Origin of the sequence: Candidatus Pelagibacter sp. HTCC7211, assembly GCF_000155895.1 — a bacterium.
GTDB lineage: Bacteria > Pseudomonadota > Alphaproteobacteria > Pelagibacterales > Pelagibacteraceae > Pelagibacter.
The window spans coordinates 568960-594935 of record NZ_DS995298.1; the positions used below are offsets into that span (position 1 = coordinate 568960).

Below are 25976 nucleotides of genomic sequence, written 5' to 3' on the forward strand. Positions count from 1 at the left end.
TAAACAATTCATAACATATAAGTATCTATGGAAAGCATCATTCTACTCGTAGTACTCCTTTTTCTAATCTTATTAGGTGCTCCCATTGGCTTCATATTAATTCTTATACCATTTGTTTATATTTTATTTACCGACGCTGTACCGCTTGTTTTGATCCCTAGTCAAATGTTTAATGCTATTGACTCAGTGCCATTAACTGCAATTGCATTCTTTATGTTAACAGGTGAGTTAATGACAAGCGCAACAATTACAGACCGTTTAGTAGCTTTGAGCAGAGCATTAATCGGACGTATACGAGGAGGGTTGGCCCAAGTTAATGTTCTTGTGAGCATGTTTTTTGCGGGGATGAATGGTTCTGTAGTAGCAGATACAGCTACAGTTGGAGCATTAGTTTTACCAGCTATGAAAAAAGCTGGATATCCTGCTGCGTTTTCTGCTGCAGTTACAGGCGTAAGTTCAACCATAGGAGGGATAATTCCGCCTAGTATCATGATGATCGTACTTGCTAACTCAACAGAGATTTCTATTGCAGCATTATTTGCTGCTGGGATTATTCCAGGTGTATTAATAGGCGTTGTGATCATGATAATTAATCATTACTTTGCGATCAAATATAATTTTGAGCGTAGTGATGAACCATTTTCGATACGTCGAGCCGGTAAAGAATTATATAGATCGTCTTTCGCTCTTCTCATACCTTTAGTTTTGGTGGGTTCAGTAATGGGCGGTGTGGCATCAGTTGTTGAGGCTGGCGCTATCACAGCAATGGTTGCTTTATTAACAGGTGTATTCGTTTATCGAACTATTAAATGGAAAGAATGCACGGGTGCTTTTCGTCGGGCGTTTCGTAATTCAGCAATGGTTTTTATTATAATAGCTGCATCAGGACCCTTCAGTTGGTTACTTACATCTTTAGGTGCAATAGGTGATCTTGAAAGCTGGCTTCTAAGCCTCACAGATTCTCCTATTATCTTTATTTTAGCAGTGATTTTATTCATTTTTCTTCTAGGAACAGTAATGGACTCAGCGGTAAACATTATCATAGTTGGCCCAGTGCTAGTTAACGTTATGGCTCAAGCTGGCTTTCCTGAAGTACAAGCAGCTATCGTTGTAATAGTTGGCTTTTTAATAGGATCAGTGACACCACCTGTTGGTGTTGCGTATTTTACTGCTGCAACAATAGCACAGGTACGCCTAGAAAAGGTAGCTGTTGCATTAATTCCCTATCTAATTGGGCTGTTTTTACTTTTATTTTTTATTCTTGTTATTCCTGAATTAACCATGTTTCTTCCAAACCTAATGAGTAGTTAGCGATATGTTGAAATTTTTAAACAACATTGACCGTTCTATCCATCGTATATTGGAAGCTATGTGCTCAATCTTTTTAGCTGCGATGGTTGGCTTCACTATTTATAACGTCACCATGCGATATGTTTTCAATAACCCTCCTGTTTGGGGAGATCTACTAACAGTATTAAGTAATATTTGGTTGATGTTTATTGCACTTTCTTTAACAGCTAGAGATAATGAGCATATAGCTTTAAATTTAATTTATGAAAAATTACCAAATAGAATATCGCTATATATACGTCAGTTCTGGAAAGTAATGATTATGATAATTGGTATAGTTCTGATGATTTATGGAGTTGAACTTGTAGAAGGTATGCGTGGGAAATACTGGGAGATGTGGTATTTCGAAATTAGCTTTCAGGGTATTGAGTTCAAAGAGAATTATATGCCAAAGAAATATGCAGTTGCAATCTTGCCATTAGCTGGATTTTTGACAACAGCTGGTGCTCTAATTTCTTTTGTGAAAAAGACATAGTTTAATATATTTATTGTCACATTCTTCACTTACTTAGACTTTCTTTAATGTATACAAGTCGTAAAATCTTTGGTAATTTATATTAACAGTACATTATTTATAAATAAGTGTTGATGCAGACGGGAGACAGAATAGAGCCTTAGTATTAAGGAAAATCATTCGGCCGAAGGAGCAACCACCCAGGAAACTCTCAGGTAAAAAGGACCGTAACATATTAACTCTGGAAAGAGATTAAATTCTCGCCGAAGGAGCAAAACTCTCAGGCAAATATACAGATGGGTAAAACGAGTTAATATGGAAATAAAAAAGACTTCACTAAATAATCTACACAAAGACAATCAAGCTAAATTTGTAGAGTTTGCTGGTTATGAGATGCCAATACAATACAGCAAAGGTATTATTGAGGAACATAAATTTACAAGACTTCATTCTGGAATATTTGATGTATCTCACATGGGTCAGCTATTTATATATGGTGATGAAAACTTAACAGAAGAATTAGAAAAAATTTTTCCTTTAGATTTAAAAAATCTAAAACAAAACAGTTCTAAGTATAGTTTTTTAATGAACGAGGATGCTGGAATTTATGATGATCTAATTATTACTAAAATTGAAGATGGATATTTAATTATACTAAATGCTGCATGCAAAGATAAAGATTTTGAGATTTTATCCAATCTTCTAGGTACGAAATTTAAAATGAATTTAGACAACAATAGATCATTGATAGCAATTCAGGGACCTAAGTCTGTTGAAATTTTAAACTCAATTATAAATGGGGTCGACCAACTAAATTTTATGTCAGGAAATTGGTTTGATTCTGATAATCAAAAATTATTTGTCACTAGATCAGGTTACACAGGTGAAGATGGATTTGAAGTATCAATTTCTAACGATAAAGCTGAAAAATTTGTGCAAAATCTAATTGAAAAAGGGGCACAACTTATAGGACTTGGGGCAAGAGATACCTTGAGATTAGAAGCTGGATTATGTTTATATGGTCACGAACTAAATTTAAATAAAACACCAATTGAAGCAAACCTTAAATGGGCAATCTCAAAATCAAGATTGTCAAATGGAGGTTTTATTGGATCAGAAAAAATTATGAACCAAATACAAGATGGAGCAAATCAAATAAGAGTAGGGATTAAACCTAAAGGTAGATTGATTGCTAGAGAAAAAACTAAAATATTTAATGATACAGAGTCGCAAATCGGTGAGATAACAAGTGGAACGTTTGGACCAAGTGTAAATGGTCCTATAGCGATGGGTTATGTTGATAAAGATTTTTCAAAAGTTGATACCAAGATTTTGCTTGAGGTTAGAGGAAAAAAATATCCAGCAAATATTTGTGCATTACCATTTTATAAAAAAAATTATGTGAAAGGAGTAAATTAATGAGTGAAGTAAAATTTTCGAAAGAACATGAGTGGATTACTTTAGAGGGAGATGTAGCTACAATAGGAATTACAAAGCATGCAACAGAAATGCTTGGAGATATAGTTTTTGCTGAACTTCCTGAAAAAGGATCTAATGTTGAAAAAGATGGTACTGCAGGGGTGGTAGAATCTACAAAAGCTGCAAGCGATGTTTATACTCCAATTAGTGGCGAGGTAGTAGATACTAATCAAGCTATAGTTGATGATCCTTCCAAAATTAATGAAGATCCAGAAGGATCAGCATGGTTTTTTAAACTTAAAATGAAAGATCAATCTGAAATGGATAGCCTTATGAACAAAGAAGAATACGAAAAATTTGCAAAGGAGAGCTCAAGCTAATGTTACATAATTCTCAAAAAGATTTTTTAAAAAGACACATTGGACCTTCTGATGAAGATCAAAATAAAATGTTGAAGGAACTTAATTATAAATCACTAGATGATTTAATCAAAAGTACAGTTCCAGAAAAAATCCAATTAAAAGATGAATTAAATATTGGTGAGTCAAATTCAGAATATGAAGCATTAAGAAAATTAAAAGTAATTTCGAAAAAAAATCAAATTTACTCTAACTTTATAGGAATGGGTTATTATGGAACTTACACTCCATACGTAATTCTAAGAAATATTTTAGAAAATCCAGGTTGGTACACTGCTTATACACCTTATCAGCCAGAAGTAGCTCAAGGTAGATTAGAAATGCTACTTAATTTTCAACAAATGATTGTTGATTTCACAGGTATGGATATAGCAAATGCGTCTTTATTAGATGAAGGAACAGCAGCTGCAGAGGCCATGGGATTAAGTCACAGATTAAATAAAAAGGATAGTAATTTAGTTTTTGTATCAGAAAATTGTCATCCTCAAACAATAGATGTAATTCAAACAAGAGCAGAACCAATGGGTTTAAAAGTACTAGTTGGCGATGAAGATAAAGTATTGGATCAATTAAAAGAAGATTTGGTTTGCGGAATATTACAATATCCAGGAACTTTGGGAGATATCAAAGATCCTAGTGAAGCAATAAGTAAAATCCATAAAAAAAACGGTAAGGCAGTCCTAGTCTCTGATTTATTAGCTTTAGCACTACTAAAAACTCCTAGAGAACTAGGTGCAGATATAGCCGTAGGTAGCTCTCAAAGATTTGGAATTCCAATGGGTTATGGTGGACCACATGCTGCATTCTTTGCGACTAAAGATGAATTTAAAAGATCAATGCCAGGAAGAATTATTGGTGTTTCAGTTGATAGGCATGGAAATAAAGCTTACCGATTGTCGCTTCAAACAAGAGAACAACATATTAGAAGAGACAAAGCCACAAGTAATATTTGTACTGCACAAGCGTTGTTAGCAATTGTTTCAGCAGCATATGCTATATATCATGGTCCAGAAGGCATTCGTACTATTGCTGAGCGAGTTTCTCAATTAGCTAAAAACTTTGCAGATAAATTAAAACAATCAGGATATGAGATTTATTCAGATCATTTCTTTGACACAGTCACAATCGTTACTAAAGAAAAAACTGATCAAATCTATAAAAATGCACTAGATCAAAAAGTAAACATCAGAAAAGTTAATTCTGAAATGTTAGCAGTTTCTTTTGATGAAAAGAAAAATGTTTATAGAGCAAATCAATTATTAAAAATTTTTAATGCAGCGGAGTCAATTAAAAGAGAGGATCCTTCTGCAAGTTTGCCTAATCTACCAAAAAATTTATTAAGAACATCAAAATATTTAGAACATCCTGTTTTTAATTCATATCATTCAGAAACTGAAATGCTTAGATATTTAAAAAAATTAGAAGATAAAGATATAGCACTTAACAGAACTATGATTGCACTTGGCTCATGCACTATGAAATTAAATGCTACTGCTGAAATGATACCTATTTCATGGAGAGAATTAGCTGAGCCTCATCCGTTTGTTCCTATTGAACAGATGGAAGGATATAGAGCAATGTTCACAGATCTTAAAAATTGGCTAAGATCTATTACTGGTTTTTCTGGAGTTTCACTTCAGCCTAATGCAGGTGCTCAAGGGGAATATGCAGGATTAATGGTAATTAGAAAATATCATTTAGATAGAGGCGAAGAAAATAGAAATATTTGTTTAATACCAAGCTCAGCACACGGAACTAACCCAGCTAGTGCTCAAATGGTTGGCATGAAAGTGGTTGTAGTTGATTGTGACAAAGAAGGAAATGTTGATTTTGAAGATTTAAAGAAAAAAGCTGAAACACATTCTGAAAACCTTGGAGCATTAATGGTCACATACCCATCTACTCATGGTGTATTTGAGGAAAAAATAACTGATATATGTAAATTAATTCACGAACATGGTGGACAAGTTTACATGGATGGTGCAAACTTAAATGCGCTTGTTGGTATAGCAAGACCTGGTAATTTTGGTCCAGATGTTTGTCATATAAATTTGCATAAAACGTTCTGTATACCACATGGTGGAGGAGGACCAGGAATGGGACCGATAGCATGTAAAAAACATTTACAAGTTTATCTACCAAATCATCCAGTTGTTAAAGATTGTGGACCTGCTACAGGAATTGGATCAGTTTCAGCAGCACCATGGGGAAGCTCAAGTATTTTATCAATTTCTTGGATGTATATAAAAATGATGGGATCTCAAGGTTTAAAACTAGCCACACAAGTTGCAATATTGAATGCAAATTATATAGCCCATAGACTTAAAAACCATTATCCAATTCTTTATAAAGGCTCAAACGGAAATGTGGCTCATGAATGCATAATTGACATTCGATCTATTAAAAGTGAAACGGGTATTACCGAGGAAGATATAGCTAAAAGATTGATAGATTATGGATTTCATGCACCAACAATGTCATGGCCAGTAGCTGGTACAATGATGATCGAGCCAACAGAAAGCGAGAGCTTATCTGAACTGGATAGATTTTGTGATACTTTAATTAATATTAAATCTGAAATAGACATGATCAAGTCAGGTAAATTTGATAAAGTCGATAATCCAATTAAAAATGCACCACATACTGATATTGAATTAGCTTCAGATGAATGGAGTCATAAATACTCAAGAGAGCAAGCTGCATATCCAGCAAAATTCTTAAAAACAAATAAATTTTGGCCTCCCGTAGCAAGAGTGGATAATGTATACGGAGATAAAAATATTTTTTGTACTTGTCCTAGTATGGATGAGTTTAAAGAAGATGCAGCATAATAATTAATGAAAATAGCTGTTATTGGGTCAGGTATATCAGGATTAAGTTCAGCCTATTATTTATCAAAAAAACATAAAGTTGATTTGTTTGAAAAGCAAGATCGATTTGGTGGACATTCTTATACTCTTGATGTTGTTTATAGCGAAAAGGAAAAAGTTGCAGTTGATATTGGTTTTATGGTTTTTAATAAAGTCACATATCCAAATTTAATAAAATTTTTTGATGAAAATGATGTTAAAATTGAAAAAAGTGACATGTCATTTTCAGTTACAGTCAAAGAAAGTAATATTGAATATTGTGGCAAAGGCTTAAACGGTATTTTTTCTAATCGACAAAATTTGTTTAATATCAAATTTGTTAAAATGTTTTTTGAAATCTTAAATTTTTATAAAAATTGTGAAAATTTAGATGCTAACAATCTAGACAAACACATTACGCTTGGAGAATATTTAAAAAAAATAAAAAAATCAAAATTCTTTGTTGATTATCATATAATTCCTATGGTTTCAGCAATATGGTCAATGCCTCCTTATGAGGCCTCTCAAATGCCAATGGTTTTTTTTCTAAATTTTTTTAAAAACCATGGATTATTCAAACTTAAAAATCGTCCACAATGGTACACAGTTTCTAATAGGAGCAAAACATATGTGAATAAAATTCTATCAAGTATAAGTGGGGAATATTTTAAAAACTATGAAATAAATAAAGTTATAAGAGAAAACAATCTAGTAAAAGTTTATTATGGATCTGAGAATGAATTTTTTACTTATGATAAAGTAGTGCTCGCTTCTCACGCAGATGAAACTTTAAATATTGTTTTAGATTTAACAACTCAAGAGAAAGAAATTTTAAGTAATTTTAAATATAGAAAAAATAAAGCAGTCATTCATTCGGATGAAAGTTCAATGCCAAAAAATAGAAAAGCCTGGTGTTCTTGGAATTCTTCGTTAAATCCAAAAAATAATCAACAATCTTCAGTCACTTATTGGCTAAATCAATTACAAAACCTCAAAGTAGATAAGAATATTTTTTTAACTATAAATCCTTTTTTCAATATCAATCCTGATCTGATTTATAATACAATAGATTTTACTCATCCTTATTATGATCAAAAAGCGTTAGAAAATCAGTCAAAATTAAGATCAATTCAAAATATTAACAATACTTTATACGCGGGCAGTTATTTTGGTTACGGATTTCATGAAGATGGCATAAAATCTTCTATTGAAATGCTTAAAACCTTAAATGATTAATTCTTCAATTTACAACGGTCATGTTATTCACAAAAGATTTAAACCAAAAGTTCATTATTTTAAATACAATGTTTTTTCATTACTAATAGATCTATCTGAATTAGATCAGTTAGATAAAAAAATTAATCTTTTTTCCTATAATAGATTTAATTTAGTCAGTTTCTATGACAAAGATCATGGTGATAGAAATGGAACCTCCTTGATAGAGTGGGTAAATAAAAATTTAGAAAAAAATAAAATTCCTACAGAAAATATAAGTATTAAATTATTATGTTACCCAAGAATTTTTGGATTTGTATTCAATCCTTTGAGTGTATTTTACGTATACAATCAAAGCAAACAACTTATTGCAATTTTGTATGAAGTTAAAAATACATTTGGTGAACAACATACTTATATATTTAGAGTTGAGGAAGATAATAATTTAATTCAAAACAATTGTTCAAAAAAATTTCATGTATCTCCTTTTATTGAAATGAAATGCAATTATTTTTTTAGAATATTAAAACCAGGAAATAAAATATCAGTTGTAATTGATCAATATGATAGTGAAGGTAAGATTTTATTTGCTTCCCAAGAGGGTGCAAGAACTGATTTAAACTCAAAGTATTTACTTAAATCATACATAAAACATCCAATAATGACCTTTAAAATTATATTAGCGATACATTATGAAGCGTTTAAATTGTGGATAAAAGGAATTAAATTCATTAAAAAAAATATTAAAAGTAAGAATAATATTACGATTGAGAATTGATGATTTTACATACTATAGCAGATAAAATAGTTTTTAGTATTCTCAATAAAGTTGTTTATGGTTACATAGAAATAACAACTTTTTCAGGTCAAATCTTAAAATTTGGTAACCCAGATCAAAAATTAAAAGCAACTATAAAAATTAAAAATCCAGCATTAAATTTTAATTTGATAAAAAAAGGAAGCGTAGGGTTTGCTGAGTGTTATATGCGAGATGAATTTGAAACTGATAATTTATCTAATTTAATTGAATTTACAGCTAGAAATATAGACATTGTCCATAAATTTTCTGGAATATTAGATCTTAAATTCCTTAATTTTATTAAAAATAAATTTGTCAAAAATACAAAAAGTAGGAGTAAAGCAAATATTGCAAAGCATTATGATCTTGGAAATGATTTTTTTTCTTTATGGCTAGACGAAACACTAACTTATTCAAGTGCTATATTTGATGAACAAACTAAAAATTTGTCTGAAGCACAAAATAACAAGTATCAAAAGTTAATTAATCTAATCCAACCTAATACTGGAGATCGTGTTTTAGAAATTGGTTGTGGATGGGGCGGTTTTGCAGAATATTGTGGTAAAAACTATGATATTAAACTTGATTGTATCACAATTTCAAAAAAGCAATTCGAGTACGCTAAAGAGAGAATTCATAATTGTGGGTTAAATGAAAAAGTAAATATTGAAATAAAAGATTATCGAGATTTAAAAGGTAAATATAATTCAATCGCTTCGATTGAAATGATAGAGGCAGTTGGGCAAAATTACTTAGAAAGTTATTTTCAAACATTGAAAAATAATTTAGCTGATGGAGGCAAGGCAGGCATTCAAGCTATTACAATAGATGACAGTTTATTTGATCGATACAAAAATAAACAAGATTTTATTCAAAAATATATCTTTCCCGGAGGTTTTTTGCCCAATAAAAATACTATCAATAAACTAGTTTCTAAAAATGGACTAACTGTTAATTCATATATTTCATATGCGGATCATTATGCAGATACACTTGCGATTTGGAAAAAAGAATTTAATAAAAAGTGGGATATGATTAAAAACCAAGGTTTTGATTTAACCTTTAAGAGAATGTGGGAATTTTATCTATCTTATTGTGAGGCTGGATTTAAATCAAAAAATATTGATTTAATTCAATTTTCGGTTCAAAACAAATAATGAATATATTGGAGTTTTAGATGCGTCATATAAAAATTGTTAACTCTATTTTATTGATAATTTCACTCTTCTTAATTACAAGTTGTTCAAACAACAATGCAATGAAACCTGAAGATTTTAAAAACAAAGAACCAAGACTTATAATAGAGGAGTATTTAACAGGAAATGTTAAGGCTTGGGGTGTTTTACAAAATCGTTCAGGAAAAGTTACCAGACAATTTTCAGCAGATTTGGATGGATCATGGGACGGCAAACAATTAATTTTAAAAGAAAAATTTAATTGGGATGATGGCGAAGTTCAAAATAGAGTATGGACTATCACTAAAATTGATGAAAATAATTATGAAGGTACAGCTGGAGATGTTGTTGGTAAAGCAATAGGATATTCTTATGGACCAGCATTTAAATTTGAGTATGTTTTATTAGTTCCTGTTAAAGGTAAAGAAATGAAAATTACTTTTGATGATTGGATTTTTAAACAAGATGAAAGAGTTGCTATAAATCGAGCGACAATGACTAAATTTGGTTTTAAGGTAGCAGAATTAACAGTCGTATTTGTAAAAGATTAATTTTTTTCTTTATTGTGTTTTTATAGCTAACAATAATCATTCTCAAAAAAAATGTGAGATTGATTATCATTCGCCAACAATCTTGTTGTTTCTTCATTAAAAAAAAATATTATTAAATAATGGAAACACAAAACTATAGTTGTAAAAAATGTGGACTTACAGTTTCATCTATATGCTCTAAATGTGATAGAGTTGTAGATGTAAAAGTTCTTGATAACGGTTGTATTGTTCAAAAGACAAAATGTAATGATTGTGCAAATGTACCTGTTATTAAAGATGTTTGTTCACAAAGTTAAAAATAATTAAAAAGAAGTCTATTTATCCTATAAACAAAAATGGAAGTTACAACAGGTATATTCAAAGCAGCCGAAAATATATTTAGAAATAATAAGGGTTCGATATTAAGAACTATTGTTTATACTATTGGTCATTTTGCTATTGCAATAACTGTTCTTATGTTAGTTGCTGATGTATCATTTGTTATAGCTTTAACTGATGCAATTATAGAGCCTCTAGCTAATTCAATTTGGTATTTCATTCTTGATAAATGGTGGATTAGCAAAAATCTTAATAAAAATTAATTTTTTTTTTGATATTTTGTAAGTTTACTTAGTAAACCAAAATAAATACTACTAGGTAAAAAGCTCAAGAATTTTAAGATTAAAGTGAGTGTCTTAGGAAAATGTATCTCAAAATTGTTTTTATTAATTAATCCATCATAAATTTTATCTGCAGCATACTCAGAAGTCTTTAAAAATGGCATTTTAAAATCATTTTTATCGGTCATTGGCGTTTTAATAAAACCAGGTGAAACCAAACAAATACGGACATTAAATCTTTTAAAATCAAAATATAAACTTTCAGCTAAATTATTTAATGCTGACTTTGATGGACCATATCCTGTAGAATTTGGTAGTCCTCGATAACCTGCTATAGAGGAAACTATTGTAATAATACCATTTTTTTTATCTTTAAAATATTTCTCGACAGCTTTTATTGTATTAATTGTTCCAAAGAAATTAACTTTGAAAACATCTTCTATTTGTTCAATATCAATATCTTTTTCTTTTTTTGGGTTCCATGTTCCAGTTGAAAAAAAACAAATATCTATATTTTCAAATTCATTTTTGATTTGATTGAATACTTCTGTACATTTTATTTGATCAGTTACATCGAGAGGAAAAGAAGATATATTTTCATAATCATCCGACAACTCTTTCAAAAGTTCCTCACGTCTAGCAGATACAGCAACATTCCAGCCTTTACTTGCAAATTTAATTGCTAAAGCCTTACCTATACCTGTGCTACCACCTGTGATCCAAATAGTTTTTTTATTCATATTATATTGATATATTATTATCATGATTAAAAATAAATTTTTAACTTTTATATTATTTTTTTTCATTACTTATTCAGCTTCTTTAATTGGCGGATTAGCTACTATTAATTTTAAAGAGCCTTGGTATTCACAACTAATTAAACCATCGTTTAATCCACCAGATTGGATTTTCGCACCTGTTTGGACAACACTTTATTTAATGATGACAGTAGCAATTTGGTTTTATTGGCATTCAAAAAACAGAAACATGAATACAGTTTATATTTATTTTATTCATTTAATCTTTAATACAACTTGGAGTATAATTTTTTTTGTATTCCATAATATTCTCTTAGCACTAATAGTATTAATTATATTAATCGTATTGATAATAATTCTCATAATAAGGTTTAAACGTGTCAATCTGCTTAGCGTTTACTTAATGATTCCATATTTACTTTGGTGTTGCTTTGCATTAATTCTTAATACGAGCTTATTAATATTAAATTAAATATGGATGATGTAGTAATTATTGGTGGTGGAATAATCGGTACAGCTACTGCATACTTTTTATCAAAAGAAGGAAGAAAAGTTAAAGTAATAGAAAGAGATCCCACATATAAAACCGCTTCATTCCCTTTATCATTAGGTGGATTTAGAAGACAATTTTTTCAAAAAGAAAATATCCTTTTAGGTAAATTTGCTAGAGAGTTTATCTTTAATATTCCTGAGATTTTAAAAACAGAAAAAAATCCTAATCCTACTGCTAGCATGGTAACTAATGGCTATTTATTAATGTTTGGTCCTGAACATGCAGAAGAACAATACAGAGCTCTTGAAAATCATAAAGAGTGTGATGCAGGAACAAAAAATATTAAGGGTTCTGAGTTATCAAATGTTTTTCCTTACATTAATAATGATGGGATTGAGACAGCCACTTACACAGACAATCAAAGCGAAGGTTGGATTGATCCATTCATGTTTCATGGTGCATTAAAAAGTAAAGCTATTGAATTAGGAACAGAATTTATTAAAGGAGAAGTAAAAAGTATCTCAGAAATTAAAGCAAAAACTATAATATCTGCTGCTGGATGCTGGACTAAAAAGTTGCTAGATGACATTCCTGTAGTACCCCAAAAACACACAGTTTTTAGAGTTAAGTGTCCAAAATATATAAAAGAAATGCCATTAACTGGTGATTTAACCACCGGAGTTTATTGGAGACCAGAAGGTGGTGAGTATCTTGCAGGTTCTCCACATTCTGTATTTGATGCAGAAGATTTAGAACCAGCTTGGAATGATTTTGAGGAATTAGTTTGGCCCGCATTAGCTAAAAGAATACCAGCATTTGAAGAATTAAAATTAACTGGTGGTTGGGCAGGCTATTATGATTGTAATAAATTAGACAACAATGCGGTTGTTGGCAAACATCCTAAATATGAAAATGTATATATGGCTTCAGGTTTTACAGGAAGAGGTTTAATGCAAGCACCTGGAATCGGAAGAGCCTTAACAGAATTAATTACTACTGGCTCATATCAAACGATTGATATAAGTGATTTTTCAGTTGAAAGAGTGCTTGGTAATAGTGCTAGACCTGAACCTTACGTTTTATAGAATTAAGTCCCACAATAAGTTTGATAATTATTATTTGAGGATGGAAATTGGAATTCATCAATATTTTCTAAATTATCGTACGGGTTTTCCAAAACGGACAGTAACTTATTGAAATTATCTAAATTATTTTCATTTGCAGCTAATAATGCTTCTTCAACTTTATGATTTCTTGGAATTACAGTTGGATTAGTATTTTTCATAAGTTTTAAAGATTTTTCTATAGAGCCATTATTAATTAAAACTCTGTTTTTCCAGTTTTTAATCCAAGTTAAAAATTTTTGATCTTTATAGATTTCATTACTAATAGAGTCTTTGTTCATTAAGTAACAAAAAGTATTTGTATAATCTGCTTTATTTTGTTCCATCCAATTGAGCAAATCTTCAATTATCTTTTTATCTCTTTGATCTTCTCCAAAAAAACCAAGTTTATCTCTCATCATGTTTAACCATTTTTCTTCATATATATTTTGAAAATTATTAATAGTTTCGCTTGCTATTTTAATTGCTTCATCTTCATCTTTATCGATCACTGGTATGAGGCACTCAGCAAATCTAGCCAAATTCCATTTAGTTATTGGTGGTTGGTTTGAAAATGAATATCTTCCAAATCTATCTATTGAACTAAATACTGTTTTTGGATCATAATGATCCATAAATGCACAAGGACCATAATCAATAGTTTCTCCTGAGATAGCCATATTGTCTGTATTCATTACACCATGAATAAAACCAACTCGCATCCAGTTAACAACTAGCTGACATTGTTTTTCCATAACAAGATTTAAAAGGTCTAATGCTTTATTATCAGATGTTTGAATTTCTGGATAGTGTCTATCAATTGTATAATTAACTAGAGTGTTTAAATCATCTATATTTTGTTTAGCAGCGATATATTGAAAAGTTCCTACACGAATATGGCTAGATGCTACACGTGTTAAAATCGCTCCAGGTAATAAATTTTCTCTAACAACTTTTTCTCCAGTACTAATTACAGCTAAACTTCTTGTAGTCGGAATATTTAATGCATGTATAGCCTCACTAACAATATATTCTCTAAGCATTGGTCCTAATACTGCACGTCCGTCACCACTTCTAGAGAATGATGTTTTTCCTGACCCTTTAAATTGGATATCAAAACGCTTGTTTTTATTGACCAAATGTTCACCTAATAGGACAGCTCTTCCATCTCCCAACATAGTAAAATGACCAAACTGATGACCTGCATAAGCTTGGGCAATTGTGGAACTTCCTTCAGGTAAAACATTACCTGAAAAAATTTTTGCTAATTCTTTTTTTGATATATTAGAAAAATCTAAATTTAATTCTTTAGCTAGTTTTTCATTTAATATTATTAATTCAGGATCTTTAACAGGCGTTGGTTTGATTACTTCTTTAAAATTATCAGAAAGTTTTGAATAGGTGTTATCAAAATGCCAACCAATGGTCATTTAAATTAAACTACTTCAGCTTGATTTTCTTTAGGCTTTACTTCTGTTTTAAACTGATTAGAAATTTTTTGAACTTCTACCGAAGATACTTTGTATTCAGCACACATAGTTTCTTCGTCTTTTCCATGACCCGTAACCATATTAACCATGTGTTCAGGAAAATGAAAAGTTGTAAATACTATTCCTTCTTTCACTTTATCAGTGACTTCAACCTTTAAAGCTACTTCACCTCGTCCTGAATATAGTCTTCCAATATCACCTGTATTAAGATCTCTATTTGCTGCATCGTTTGGATGAATAAGCAGAACATCTTCATCAACTATATTTATATTTTTTGTTCTTCTAGTCATGGTTGCAGCATTATAATGTTGTAGGACTCTACTAGTCGTTAAAATTAAAGGATAATCTTTTTTATTAGTCTCTATTTCTGTTGACTCTTTCCAATCAAAGTTTTTAAGTCTTCCTTTTCCAAGTTTAAATGTTTCTGTATGAAGAATTTGTGTATCAGTTCCATCTTCTTGAACTGGCCATTGTAATCCAAGCTTACCGAGCCTTTCTCTTGTTACTCCTTTAAAGAAAGGAACCACATCTGCAATTTCCTTTAACATTTTATCTGCATCATATGTGGGTTGATCAAAACCAAGTTTTTGCATCATATCTGTTACAATAACTCCATCTGGTTTTGTACCAGGGAGTGGTGGAACCGCTCTATTAACTCTTTGTATCCTTCTTTCAGTGTTAGTAAACGTTCCATCTTTTTCTAAGAAAGTTGTTCCTGGTAATACAACCGTTGCAAGTTTAGCCGTTTCACTCATAAATATTTCTTGAACAACTAAAAGCTCTAACGAGTTCATTGCCTCAACAACATGTGCACTGTTGGGGTCTGTTTGCACAATATCTTCTCCAATAATCCATAGACCTTTTAATTCTTTCTCAATTGCTGCCTCAAACATTTGTGGAATTTTTAATCCTGGTTTTGTTGGATGAGTTACACCATATTTTTCGGTATAAAATTTTTGATTTTTTTTATCAGCAACCTCAAAGTAACCAGCTCCTTGATGTGGTTGACAACCCATATCCGCAGCTCCTTGAACATTGTTTTGTCCTCTAAGTGGATTTACACCAACACCTTTTCTTCCAATATTTCCTGTAATCATTGCAAGATCTGCAATAAGCATTACTGTTTTAGACCCTTGTTCTTGTTCAGTAACTCCTAAACCATGGAATTCCATTGAATTTTTAGCAGTTGCATAGGTTATGGCCGCTTCTTTAACCATTTGTTTGTCAACACCTGCAACACTAGCTAAATGATCTACGTCTTGTCTTTCTATTTCTTTAATAAAATTATCAAAACCTTCGGTTCTATCTCTTACAAAATCTACGTTATATAGCTTAGATTTTATAATAAAATGCAGCATCATATTCAGTACTGCAACATTAGTTCCAGGTCTTAATTTGATATGGTAATCTGCTAGTCTTGCTAATTCAGTTGTTACAGGGTCTAATACAATTAGTTTTTTACCTTTCATTACTTGCTGTTTAATTTTTGCACCAGTTACTGGGTGAGCATTTGTTGGGTTTGCTCCAATAACTATAAAACAATCAGCATGATAAATATCTTCTGTAGAATTAGTTGCAGCACCCGTTCCGAATGTTTGTTGCATACCCCATGCTGTAGGCGAATGACAAATACGTGCACAACAATCAACACTGTTAGTTCCAACAGCTGCTCTAATCATTTTTTGAAATATATAGTTTTCTTCATTAGTACATCTTGCTGATGAAATTCCTGCAAATGCATCTGGACCATTATCTTTTACAATTCTGTTCATTTCTTTTTTTATAAAATCATACGCTTCATCCCATGAAGCTTCTTCAAACTTTCCATTTCTTTTTATTAATGGAGTTTTTAATCTGTCAGGATGATCATAAAAACTAAATGCATATCTTCCTTTAATACAAGTATGACCGGCGTTTACTTCTGTTTCTTTAGGTGTATCAATTGCTACAACTTTATCATCTTTGATTGATGCTTCTAAATTACAGCCAACTCCACAATATGAACATGTGGTTCTAACTTTTTTATCTACAGCTGCAGATTTAGATTGAAAAACATCAGAGATAGCATCTGTTGGACATGTGTGTGCACAAGCTCCACAAGAAACACATGATGAGTCACCAAACATCATATCGTTATCAGTTGTAATTCTAGACTCAAATCCTCTACCACTCATAGTTAAAACAAATGAACCTTGAATTTCGTCACAAGCTCTGACACATCTTCCACAATTAATACAATTATCTAAATTCATTCTCATATAGTCATGAGAAGTATCTCTTGGAATTCCTTTATGTTGTTTAGGACTATTGTATCTATGATCTGAGATACCAAGATCATTAGCAACAGTTTGAAGTTCACAATTATTATTAACCTCACAACTATCACATTCCATAGGATGGTCTGTTAAAACCAATTCTACGATATTTTTTCTAAGATCTTTTAATGATTCATTTGATGTAAAGATATGTTGATTTTCAGCAACGGGTGTATGACAAGATGCAACAACTCTTGTTGGACCATCTTTTTCAAGCGCAACCTCAACAGAGCACACTCTGCAAGCTCCATATGGAGCAAGGTTTGGATCATCGCAAAGAGTTGGAACTTTCTTTTCTCCAACATAACTTTTAACAAATTTTAATATTGATGTATGATTAGCACCAATTTCATAGGGCTTTCCGTCAATATAAGCAATTTTTCTTTTTTCAGAACTCATTAATTATCCTTAACCATATCATTTTTCATTTCATCTCCAAAGTACTTAAGAATATTCATTATTGGAGTAGGGATTGCTCCACAAAGAGCACATAAACATCCTTTTTGCATCGTAACTAGTAATTCATTAAGCAATTTAAGGGGAATTTTTGCTGTTTTTTTCTTTGCTTGGTCAAACATTTCTTTACCCCTGTATGATCCTAGTCTTCCAGGAAAACATTTTCCACACGATTCTTCAGCAGAAAATTCAAATAGATGATGAATATATTCTGACATTGAAAAATCTTTTGGAATACTTACCACACTTGCATGTCCTAGCATAAATCCTTTTGCAGTAAATTCTTGAAAATCTAAATTTAAATTATCAATCTCAGCTAAAGGCACAACACCGCCTAATGGACCTCCTATTTGAAATGCTTTGACAGCTTCTTTATATCCACCACCAATTTCTTCAAATATTTTTTTCATAGATGTTCCCATATCAATTTCGTAGACACCTGGATTATTAAAAAAACTATCAAGACACACTAATTTTGTTCCTGCAGATTTTTTATTTCCTATAGCTGAAAATTTTTCAGAACCATTAATTAAAATACCAGTTGCAGCAGCTAAAGTTTCTACATTATTTACGACAGTTGGTTTTTTATATAAACCTTCTGTAACAGGAAAAGGGGGTCTAACATCTACCTCTGCTCGTCTTCCTTCGATAGATGCAATCAATGCAGTTTCTTCACCACAAATATAAGCACCCTGACCAATACAAATTCCTAAATCAAAAGAAAAATCTGTTCCTAAAATATTTTCACCTAAAAGATTTAATTTTTTAAGTTCGTTAATACATCCATTAATAGCCTCAATAGATTTTGGATATTCACCTCTTATATACAAAACACCTTCATCACTTCCAATCACTAGACCACAAATTACCATTCCAAAGATAACTTTTAATGGTTGATCTTCTAACAAGTATCTATCCGAAAAGGCGCCTGAATCTCCTTCATCTGCATTGCAAAGAACATATTTTTTATCACCTTTTGCTTTACTACAAAAATCCCATTTCATTCCTGTAGGAAAACCTGCGCCACCTCTACCAGTTAGATTAGAGTCTAATAATGATTTAATGATTTCTTTTTTATCAACTTTTAAAAATTTGTTTAATTGATCTTTAAATTGGTCTGTCGATGAAAACTTATCATCCATTAAAAAACTTGTTGTAGCAAAACTTTTTGAAAAAAATTTTTCTTGTTTGATATCTTCACCTTTTAAAATTTGATCAATTTTTTCTATATCTTTTCCTGCATAATTTTCACCATCATAGTGAAATGCATTATTTTCATAACAATGACCAAGACAAAACATTTCACCAACTTTATCATCACCAAGTTTTTCTTTTAGAGTGTCTTTTAGTTTTTCTTGTGTTCCTGCACACATACATGCACTACCATTACACACAAATGCTTTTTTTTCTCTGTGAGCAGGTCTTAAAAATTCATAAAAAGACTCTGCCCCATGAAGAGTTGACACTCCAAGATTATGTTTTTTGGCAATTTCCTTAATATCTTGAGGTTTTTCACTTAATGTATTTTCTGAAATTTGTTTAAATAGATTATCTTTTAATCCTATTCTTCCAGATAAATTACTTATGTTTTTTGACACCGTTACCCTTTTTTAAATTAATCCACATTAACTTTTTTGTTATTTGTGTAAATATTAAAACTATCTCTCTTTACGAAACCAATAAGGGTCATGTCAAACTTATTCGCTAGGTCTATAGCAAGACTAGTTGGCGCACCAACTCCTATCATTATGCCAATATTAGTCATTAATACTTTTTGGACCAATTCAAAATTTAATCTGCCTGAACAGGTTATAAATTGATTTTTTGGCTCTAGTTTTCCATTAATTAATATACTACCCACAAGTTTATCTAGCGCATTATGTCTTCCGACATCCTCTTTAAGATCAATAAGTTGACCATTACTACTAAATAGACCGCTAGCATGGATTCCTCCAGTTTTACTAAATTCTGACTGATTATTTTTTAAAATATTTGGCGACTCAATAATGACCTCTTTTGAAATTTGTGGTTCAACAGAGCTTGTTTTATCTTTTTTAATTATTTCTAAAGCATCTAATGATGATTTACCACATACACCACAAGATGAATTTGTTAAAAAATCTCTTTTAATTTTAGAAATATTAACGTTCTGAGAATTATTAAGTGTTGCTAAAATTTTGTTTTGAATATTATATTGACCTACTTTTTTTCCATAACTTTCTATGGAGTCAATATCTTTAATATCTTGAACTATTTGTTCGTTAAATAGAAATCCTCTTACTAGATTTTCATCATCACCTGGCGTTCTCATTGTAATAGAAAGATTTTGTGTAATCCAGTTATTTTCATCTTTATATTTTAACGAAATTTCTAAAGGCTCTTCAATTGAAATTAAGTCATCAATTGACTCAAATTTCTTTGAGTTAAATTTTAAAACTTTATATTTTGAATTCATAAATTATTTTAAAGGATAATTTTTTTTTAGTATGAATTTATTAATTAAAATTGCTAATAATAAAATTATGATACAACCAAAAATTATTGGACTTATTAAAAAATCATAAGAAGCACTTCCAATAATTACTATTATTGGATTTCCACCTGCAGGGGGATGTACCACATTAAGTAAAATCATAAAAAATATTCCAGCACCAACAGCTAAAGCAATATTAATATAAATTGGCAGAGGAATAAAATTAACAAATATAACACCAACCAAAGCTGTGATTAGATGTCCAAAAAAAACATTTTTAGGCTGAGCAAAAGGACTTTCAGGAAAACCAAATAATAAAACCATCGATGAACCAAATGATCCTGCTAAAAAATAACCTAGAGTACTTTTGTAAGTTAATACAGTTAATACACCGATAGTGAATGCAGAGAAAAAACCAGCAATTAATGCTTTTTGTAATGTAGGTTTTGTAATTTTTATCATTTAAATTTTTAAAGCTTTTAAAATAGTTTTAAAAGGTAGCAATAAGCATTCTTTACGAGCAAGATTTTTTTTATCTAAAATTTCCATAAAATCTTTCCAATGTTTTTCAATATTAATTTTAACATCATCAAATAACTTTTCGCTATTAGCAATAAAAGTCTTTATTTCGTCAATTTTTTGGTTTTTTATTTTTCTAGAAAGTAAGCTCACAGAAGCTTGGCAATAAACACAAGATTTACATTGATATCCCATATCTTTAATCACATCGTTTTTAACAATTAAGCTGATTTCCATTTCATCTCCACATAGAGGATTTTTATGTTTAGACTTATGAGTGAAGTCCTCAATAATCTTATTATTTTCAGTGTGCGATGCTATCTCTAAAATTCTAAGGTCCATTATATTTCTTTAATTCAAATTTTAATGTTTTATATTTTGGTGGATGGATCATAGCAATATTTTAGGTGTTGTACTAGCAGGCGGAAAGTCCCAAAGGTTTGGTGAAGATAAATGCCAAGTTAAATTAGGAGATAAATTGTTGATAGATTATATTTTATCAGAAATTATTGATGAATTTAAAGAGGTATTATTAATTTCAAATAATAAAATTAAATATAATAATTCAAATAAAATTTCATTAGTTGAAGATACAAAAAGGGGATTAGGTCCTTTAGGAGGTATTTTAACTGCTATGAAATGGATCAGGCAAAATAATAAAAATTATAAATGGATTTCAACTTTTCCATCGGATACGCCTTTTTTTAAAAAAAAAATTTTAAATAATTTTCTAGAAGAAATTAAAGATTATGAAGGTAAACTTTTTTTTATTAACTCTAATGATACTAGACATAATATATTTGGACTTTGGTCTATTGATTTATTAGATAGATTAGAAAAGGACTTGGACAATGGTGAAAGAAAAGTTGAAATGTGGGCAAATAAAATTGGTGTAAAGTCAATTAATATGAAGTTTGAAAACAAAGATCCTTTCTTCAATATTAATACCAAAGAAGATTTAATAAAAGCTAAAGAGTATTTAAAAAATGATTAGTTATCAAAACTCAAAAAAAATTTTGTCTAAAGCAATTATTAAAATTCAAGATGAAAATATTAAAAGTATGAATTCATTAAATAGAGTTTTATCTGAAAATATTTACTCAAAAATGAATTATCCTTCAGGAAACAATGCAGCTTTTGATGGTTACGCAATAAATTCTAAAGACACTAAACAAATTAAAAAAAAATTACCTCAACAATTCAAAATTATTGGTTCTGTTGCAGCTGGCGCCAAACCATTTAAAAAAAGAATAGAGAAATTTAATACTGTTGAGATCATGACAGGAGGAATTATTCCAAAAGGCTTTGATACTATTATTCCAATCGAACAGATTAAGTTTCATCCAAACAAAAACAAAAAAAAATACATAATAATTGATAAAAAAGTTAAGAAATATGATCATGTTAGATTTGCAGGATCTGATTATAAAAAAAATGAATTAGTAATAAAAAAAAATACTATAATTCAACCAAATCACATACTCGCTTTTAAAACTTTAGGTATTAAGAACATCAAAGTTAAAAAAAAAATAAATATATTATTTTTTTCAACAGGAAATGAAATTTCTAATAAAGATAATATCCCTGATTGGAAAGTGAGAAATTCAAATAGTCAATATATTAGAAATTTAGATAAAAACTTTTTATTTAATTTTATAGATGGTGGGATTTTAAAGGATCACCATCAAAAACTATATAAAACCAAGATCAATAGAATGTTAAGGTCTAATATAAATATAATTATTACTTCAGGAGCTGTTTCAGCAGGTAAATTTGACTATATACCAAGTGTAGTAAGGTCTTTTCAACTATCTAATTATTTTAAAAGTGTATCTATACGTCCTGGCAAACCTATATTGTTTGCAAAGATAAAAAACAACCAAAAAGCAATTTTTGGACTACCAGGTAATCCGATGTCATCAGCTGCTTGCTTTAGATTTTTTGTGTACCCTTATTTTGAAAAAATTTTAGGACTTAGTGCAGAAAAGCCGATTAAGGCAGTTTTAAAAAATGATTTTTTGAAGAAAAAAAATTTTACTAGATTTGCTAAAAGTAAATTAAACACAACTAAAGATGGAAAAATTGAAGTCGAAATTTTAAAAGGCCAGGAGTCTTTTAGAATTAAATCATTTGTAAAATCAAATATTTGGGCAATATTACCATCTGGTAAATCAAAATTTAAGAAAGGTGAAATTGTAGATTGCTACTTACCAAATCAATCAAATCAAGCCTTAATATAGAAATGTCATTTTTGTTGTAGTTAAATCTATTTACAATTAAATATCTGCTTATGTTAATACTTAAAAATCCTAAAATAGCTGTTCCGGTAGTTTTATTTGCAGGTCTAATTTGGTCATTTGGACCACTAGTTGTTAGATACATGAATGATCCTCAATTAATCCCATGGCAATATATTTTTGGAAGAGGCTCAACAATTTTTATTTTATTAAATTTATATCTATTCTTTGAAGAGGGAAAAGATTTCTATAAAAATTATTTTAAGATGGGTATCTCTGGACTAATAGGTGGCTCCGGTCTTGGTATTGCAATGATTTGTTTTATGTTTTCAATAACCAATACAAGTGCTGCAATCACGTTATTATGTTTAGCTGCAATGCCTTTTTTTACAGCTTTATTAGCTTTTTTATTTTTAAGAGAAAAAATTACTTTGAATGTTTGGATATCAATTATTATTGCAACAATAGGAATTTCTATTATGGCAATTGGAACCGACAACCAAAATACCATGGTAGGTTTTATTTTTGGAATTACATCTTCAGTTGGTTTTTCAATATTCTCAGTATCTTTAAGGTGGCGTAAAGAAACTCCAAAATTTACTACAACTGCTTTTGCAGGATTTTTTTGTGTTATTTTTGCTTCAATAATGATTTTAACCAACGACTTAGTTTTCTTTTCATCTAGTTACAATAGTGCACTGTTTTCTTTACATGGAACATTAGTTTGCCTTGGATTAATTTTATATTCAATTGGATCTAAAGCAATTCCAGCTGCTGAATTAACTCTGCTTTCTCTAACTGAAGTCATTGGTGGAATATTCTGGGTGTGGTTACCTTTGTTTGGTATCAATGAAATTCCTTCGACTAATACTATTATTGGTGGTTTTTTCTTATTTATATCTCTTACTTATTACAGTTTATTAATGAGATGGAATAAAAGATATATCGGATTAAATTAATCATATGGAACGACCTGATTTTTTTACATTAAAAAATGGTGAAAAGGTTAAACTTCCCTTCAGTAATTCTGAGTATGACAGAAGAGTAAATAATTTAAGAAATGTTATGGATAAAAATAATCTAGACATGGTTATTTTAACTTCAATGCATAATATTGCTTATTATACTGGTTTTATTTACTGTTCTTTTGGAAGACCTTATGGATGCGTTATTACTAAAAATAAAATTTCAACTATTTCAGCAAACATTGATGCAAGTCAACCTTGGAGAAGATCACACTGCGATAATGTAATTTATACTGACTGGAAAAGAGATAATTTTCTCAGAGCAATAGTATCAATTATTGGTAGAGACGATCCACCTAAAAATATTGGACTTGAGAATGATCACGTAACACTAGATATGAGAGAAAAAATTGGATCTATTTTTACTTTTTCAGTTTTTAGTGATGTCTCAAAAGAATTAATGAAATTAAGAATGATCAAATCTAATGAAGAAATTGAGATTATTAAAAATGGAGCTCGTATAGCCGATCTAGGTGGAGAGGAAATTGTAAAAAATATTAGAGAAGGTAATACAGAAATTGAAGTTGCAATTGCTGGACGTGATCGAATGGAAAGAGAAATTGTAAAAACTTATCCTGGTGCAGAATATATGGATACATGGGTTTGGTTTCAATCAGGGATTAATACAGATGGTGCACATAATCCAAAGACAAATAGAAAATTAACAAAAGGAGACATATTATCTCTAAATACTTTTCCAATGATTTCTGGATACTATACAGCATTAGAGAGAACACTATTTTTAGATCATGCTGATGATGCTTCACTTAAAGCATGGGAAGCAAATGTAAAAGTTCATAAACGTGGATTAGAACTTATCAAACCTGGTGTAAAATGTTCTGATATATGCCATGAACTGAATGAATTATTTGCTAAACTTGGTTATTTGCATTATCGAACTTTTGGGTATGGTCATTCTTTTGGAGTTCTCTCTCATTTTTATGGAAGAGAAGCTGGATTAGAACTTAGAGAAGACATCGATACTGTCCTCGAAAAAAATATGGTCATTTCAATGGAGCCAATGATTATGATTCCCGAAGGAAATCCAGGGGCAGGTGGATATAGAGAGCATGATATTTTAGTTATTGGTGAAGAAGGTGCTGAGAATATTACAAAATTTCCTTTCGGGCCTGAACATAATATTATACAAAATTAAAATTATGAATGATCAAAAGACTATCGTTAATAGTTGGAATGAATGGGATTCGTTAAAACATGTAATTGTTGGTAGAGCGGATGGAACATGTATTCCAGCACCAGAGCCAGCTTTAGATGCAAAGGTTCCAGAGGATAGTGATATGAGAGGTCAGTTTGGCCCTAGAACAAAAGACACTGTTGATAAAGCAAATCAACTTTTAGATAATTTTGCAAGCTTGCTTGAGAAAAAAGGAATTAAAGTAGATCGTCCAACCCCAATAGATTTTAATCAAAAAACATCTACTCCAGATTGGGAAGCAGAAACTATGTTTGGATGTATGCCTCCAAGAGATGTTTTGCTTACCGTTGGAAATGAAATTTTAGAAGCAACCATGAGTTATCGATGTAGATGGTTTGAATATCTATGCTACCGACCTTTGTTGAAAGATTATTATAATTCTGATCCTAATATGAGACATGAGTCAGCTCCAAAACCAAGACTGACAGATGCTGATTATCGAAAAGATTATTTATCTGACAAGATTGGTATTCAAAAAAGATTACAATGGACTAAAGATAAGTTTTTTGTAACAACTGAAGAAGAACCGTTATTTGATGCTGCTGATGTTTTAAGATTTGGTAAAGACTTGGTCGTTCAACATGGCTTTACTACTAATTTAAAAGGTATTGATTGGTTAAAAAGACATTACAAAGATCATAGAGTTCATGCAGTTAACTTTCCAGGTGACCCTTATCCAATACATATTGATGCAACTTTTACTCCAATCAAAGAAGGATTAATTATTAACAATCCTCAAAGAAGACTACCAAAAGAACAAAGAAAACTATTTGAAGATAATGGCTGGGAAATTATTGATAGTGCTCAACCTGCACATAATGAACCGCCTCCTCTATGTTATTCATCAACATGGCTATCAATGAATGTGTTAGTTCTTGACCCAAAAACAGTTTGTGTTGAAAAGAGTGAAGTTTATCAAGCTGAACAACTAGACAAATTAGGCATGGAAGTAGTTCCTGTAGAACTTAGAGATGCTTACGCATTTGGAGGTGGACTTCATTGTTGTACTGCAGATGTTTATCGAGAAGGTGATCTTAAAGATTATTTTCCAAAGCAATAGA

At 30.5% G+C, this 25976-nt stretch carries 25 protein-coding genes and 1 riboswitch; of the genes, 18 read left to right on the plus strand and 7 right to left on the minus strand.

Annotated features, from left to right (window positions below; genetic code table 11):
• Positions 1 to 27 precede the first annotated feature (27 nt).
• The 11 genes from PB7211_RS02965 to PB7211_RS03010 all read left to right on the plus strand — a co-directional run bounded on the left by PB7211_RS02965 (position 28) and on the right by PB7211_RS03010 (position 10812).
• Positions 28 to 1311 (plus strand): TRAP transporter large permease, encoded by a 1284-nt coding sequence (locus PB7211_RS02965; protein ID WP_029453648.1) that lies wholly within the window; start codon positions 28 to 30, stop codon positions 1309 to 1311.
• Positions 1312 to 1315: 4 nt separating this feature from the next.
• Positions 1316 to 1825, plus strand: a complete 510-nt coding sequence (locus PB7211_RS02970) for a TRAP transporter small permease (RefSeq protein ID WP_034398900.1) — start codon at positions 1316 to 1318, stop codon at positions 1823 to 1825.
• A gap of 210 nt (positions 1826 to 2035) precedes the next feature.
• A riboswitch (glycine riboswitch) is annotated at positions 2036 to 2110 on the plus strand.
• A 9-nt stretch (positions 2111 to 2119) separates the two neighbouring features.
• Positions 2120 to 3223 (plus strand): glycine cleavage system aminomethyltransferase GcvT, encoded by a 1104-nt coding sequence (gene gcvT / locus PB7211_RS02975; RefSeq protein ID WP_008544917.1) that lies wholly within the window; start codon positions 2120 to 2122, stop codon positions 3221 to 3223.
• Entirely contained in the window at positions 3223 to 3603 is a 381-nt protein-coding gene (gene gcvH / locus PB7211_RS02980) for a glycine cleavage system protein GcvH (protein WP_008545709.1), read from the plus strand. The genes gcvT and gcvH overlap by 1 nt, the downstream gene beginning before the upstream one ends.
• A complete protein-coding gene (gene gcvP, locus PB7211_RS02985; protein ID WP_008545393.1) occupies positions 3603 to 6473 on the plus strand; it encodes an aminomethyl-transferring glycine dehydrogenase in 2871 nt (956 codons plus the stop codon). The genes gcvH and gcvP overlap by 1 nt, the downstream gene beginning before the upstream one ends.
• Before the next feature lie 6 nt (positions 6474 to 6479).
• The gene (locus PB7211_RS02990; protein WP_008545553.1) at positions 6480 to 7727 is read left to right on the plus strand and encodes an NAD(P)/FAD-dependent oxidoreductase; all 1248 of its coding nucleotides are present in this window, start codon (positions 6480 to 6482) and stop codon (positions 7725 to 7727) included.
• Positions 7720 to 8484: a DUF1365 domain-containing protein gene (locus tag PB7211_RS02995; RefSeq protein ID WP_008545253.1), complete on the plus strand. Its 765-nt coding sequence runs from the start codon at positions 7720 to 7722 to the stop codon at positions 8482 to 8484. Before PB7211_RS02990 ends, PB7211_RS02995 begins: the two co-directional genes overlap by 8 nt.
• Positions 8484 to 9662 carry an SAM-dependent methyltransferase gene (locus PB7211_RS03000; RefSeq protein WP_008545510.1) on the plus strand — a complete coding sequence of 393 codons (1179 nt, stop codon included), beginning with the start codon at positions 8484 to 8486 and terminating at the stop codon, positions 9660 to 9662. Before PB7211_RS02995 ends, PB7211_RS03000 begins: the two co-directional genes overlap by 1 nt.
• Before the next feature lie 20 nt (positions 9663 to 9682).
• Positions 9683 to 10231 (plus strand): DUF3833 domain-containing protein, encoded by a 549-nt coding sequence (locus PB7211_RS03005; protein ID WP_008544972.1) that lies wholly within the window; start codon positions 9683 to 9685, stop codon positions 10229 to 10231.
• A 119-nt stretch (positions 10232 to 10350) separates the two neighbouring features.
• Positions 10351 to 10527 (plus strand): hypothetical protein, encoded by a 177-nt coding sequence (locus PB7211_RS07955; protein WP_008544457.1) that lies wholly within the window; start codon positions 10351 to 10353, stop codon positions 10525 to 10527.
• A 39-nt stretch (positions 10528 to 10566) separates the two neighbouring features.
• Positions 10567 to 10812 (plus strand): DUF2061 domain-containing protein, encoded by a 246-nt coding sequence (locus PB7211_RS03010; RefSeq protein ID WP_034398906.1) that lies wholly within the window; start codon positions 10567 to 10569, stop codon positions 10810 to 10812.
• On the opposite strand, the gene PB7211_RS03015 is transcribed toward PB7211_RS03010, so the two are convergent.
• Positions 10809 to 11636, minus strand: coding sequence for an SDR family NAD(P)-dependent oxidoreductase (locus PB7211_RS03015; protein WP_008545803.1), 828 nt, complete (start codon positions 11634 to 11636; stop codon positions 10809 to 10811). The genes PB7211_RS03010 and PB7211_RS03015 overlap by 4 nt on opposite strands.
• Between PB7211_RS03015 and PB7211_RS03020 the strand changes: the two genes are divergently transcribed.
• Positions 11593 to 12060 carry a TspO/MBR family protein gene (locus PB7211_RS03020; RefSeq protein ID WP_034398908.1) on the plus strand — a complete coding sequence of 156 codons (468 nt, stop codon included), beginning with the start codon at positions 11593 to 11595 and terminating at the stop codon, positions 12058 to 12060. The two genes, PB7211_RS03015 and PB7211_RS03020, sit on opposite strands and share 44 nt — an antisense overlap.
• Positions 12061 to 12062: 2 nt before the next feature.
• The gene (locus tag PB7211_RS03025) at positions 12063 to 13166 is read left to right on the plus strand and encodes an NAD(P)/FAD-dependent oxidoreductase (RefSeq protein ID WP_008545548.1); all 1104 of its coding nucleotides are present in this window, start codon (positions 12063 to 12065) and stop codon (positions 13164 to 13166) included.
• Between the two features lie 2 nt (positions 13167 to 13168).
• Here PB7211_RS03025 and PB7211_RS03030 read toward each other — a convergent pair whose 3' ends face one another.
• Genes PB7211_RS03030 through PB7211_RS03055 form a run of 6 tightly spaced genes read right to left on the minus strand, consistent with a single transcriptional unit; the run spans position 13169 to position 20779 of the window.
• Entirely contained in the window at positions 13169 to 14614 is a 1446-nt protein-coding gene (locus PB7211_RS03030; protein WP_008545649.1) for a protein adenylyltransferase SelO, read from the minus strand.
• Between the two features lie 5 nt (positions 14615 to 14619).
• Positions 14620 to 17388 (minus strand): formate dehydrogenase subunit alpha, encoded by a 2769-nt coding sequence (gene fdhF, locus PB7211_RS03035; RefSeq protein WP_008545972.1) that lies wholly within the window; start codon positions 17386 to 17388, stop codon positions 14620 to 14622.
• The gene (locus PB7211_RS03040; RefSeq protein WP_008545971.1) at positions 17388 to 19043 is read right to left on the minus strand and encodes an NADH-ubiquinone oxidoreductase-F iron-sulfur binding region domain-containing protein; all 1656 of its coding nucleotides are present in this window, start codon (positions 19041 to 19043) and stop codon (positions 17388 to 17390) included. The genes fdhF and PB7211_RS03040 overlap by 1 nt, the downstream gene beginning before the upstream one ends.
• A 17-nt stretch (positions 19044 to 19060) precedes the next feature.
• Complete coding sequence (gene fdhD / locus PB7211_RS03045) at positions 19061 to 19900, minus strand: formate dehydrogenase accessory sulfurtransferase FdhD (protein ID WP_008545003.1); 840 nt, start codon at positions 19898 to 19900, stop codon at positions 19061 to 19063.
• Between the two features lie 3 nt (positions 19901 to 19903).
• Positions 19904 to 20380 (minus strand): HPP family protein, encoded by a 477-nt coding sequence (locus tag PB7211_RS03050; protein WP_008544915.1) that lies wholly within the window; start codon positions 20378 to 20380, stop codon positions 19904 to 19906.
• Positions 20381 to 20779: an iron-sulfur cluster assembly scaffold protein gene (locus PB7211_RS03055; RefSeq protein ID WP_029453632.1), complete on the minus strand. Its 399-nt coding sequence runs from the start codon at positions 20777 to 20779 to the stop codon at positions 20381 to 20383.
• Between the two features lie 43 nt (positions 20780 to 20822).
• On the opposite strand from PB7211_RS03055, the gene PB7211_RS03060 reads away from it, so the two are divergent.
• The 5 genes from PB7211_RS03060 to PB7211_RS03080 are packed head-to-tail and all read left to right on the plus strand — an operon-like array spanning position 20823 to position 25975.
• A complete protein-coding gene (locus PB7211_RS03060) occupies positions 20823 to 21431 on the plus strand; it encodes a molybdenum cofactor guanylyltransferase (protein ID WP_008544376.1) in 609 nt (202 codons plus the stop codon).
• The gene (locus tag PB7211_RS03065) at positions 21424 to 22677 is read left to right on the plus strand and encodes a molybdopterin molybdotransferase MoeA (protein WP_008544933.1); all 1254 of its coding nucleotides are present in this window, start codon (positions 21424 to 21426) and stop codon (positions 22675 to 22677) included. The genes PB7211_RS03060 and PB7211_RS03065 overlap by 8 nt, the downstream gene beginning before the upstream one ends.
• A 50-nt stretch (positions 22678 to 22727) precedes the next feature.
• Positions 22728 to 23633, plus strand: a complete 906-nt coding sequence (locus PB7211_RS03070; RefSeq protein WP_008544630.1) for a DMT family transporter — start codon at positions 22728 to 22730, stop codon at positions 23631 to 23633.
• A 4-nt stretch (positions 23634 to 23637) separates the two neighbouring features.
• Positions 23638 to 24855: an aminopeptidase P family protein gene (locus tag PB7211_RS03075; RefSeq protein WP_008544891.1), complete on the plus strand. Its 1218-nt coding sequence runs from the start codon at positions 23638 to 23640 to the stop codon at positions 24853 to 24855.
• 4 nt (positions 24856 to 24859) lie between these two features.
• Positions 24860 to 25975 (plus strand): serine/threonine protein kinase, encoded by a 1116-nt coding sequence (locus PB7211_RS03080; protein WP_008544514.1) that lies wholly within the window; start codon positions 24860 to 24862, stop codon positions 25973 to 25975.
• Position 25976 lies beyond the last annotated feature (1 nt).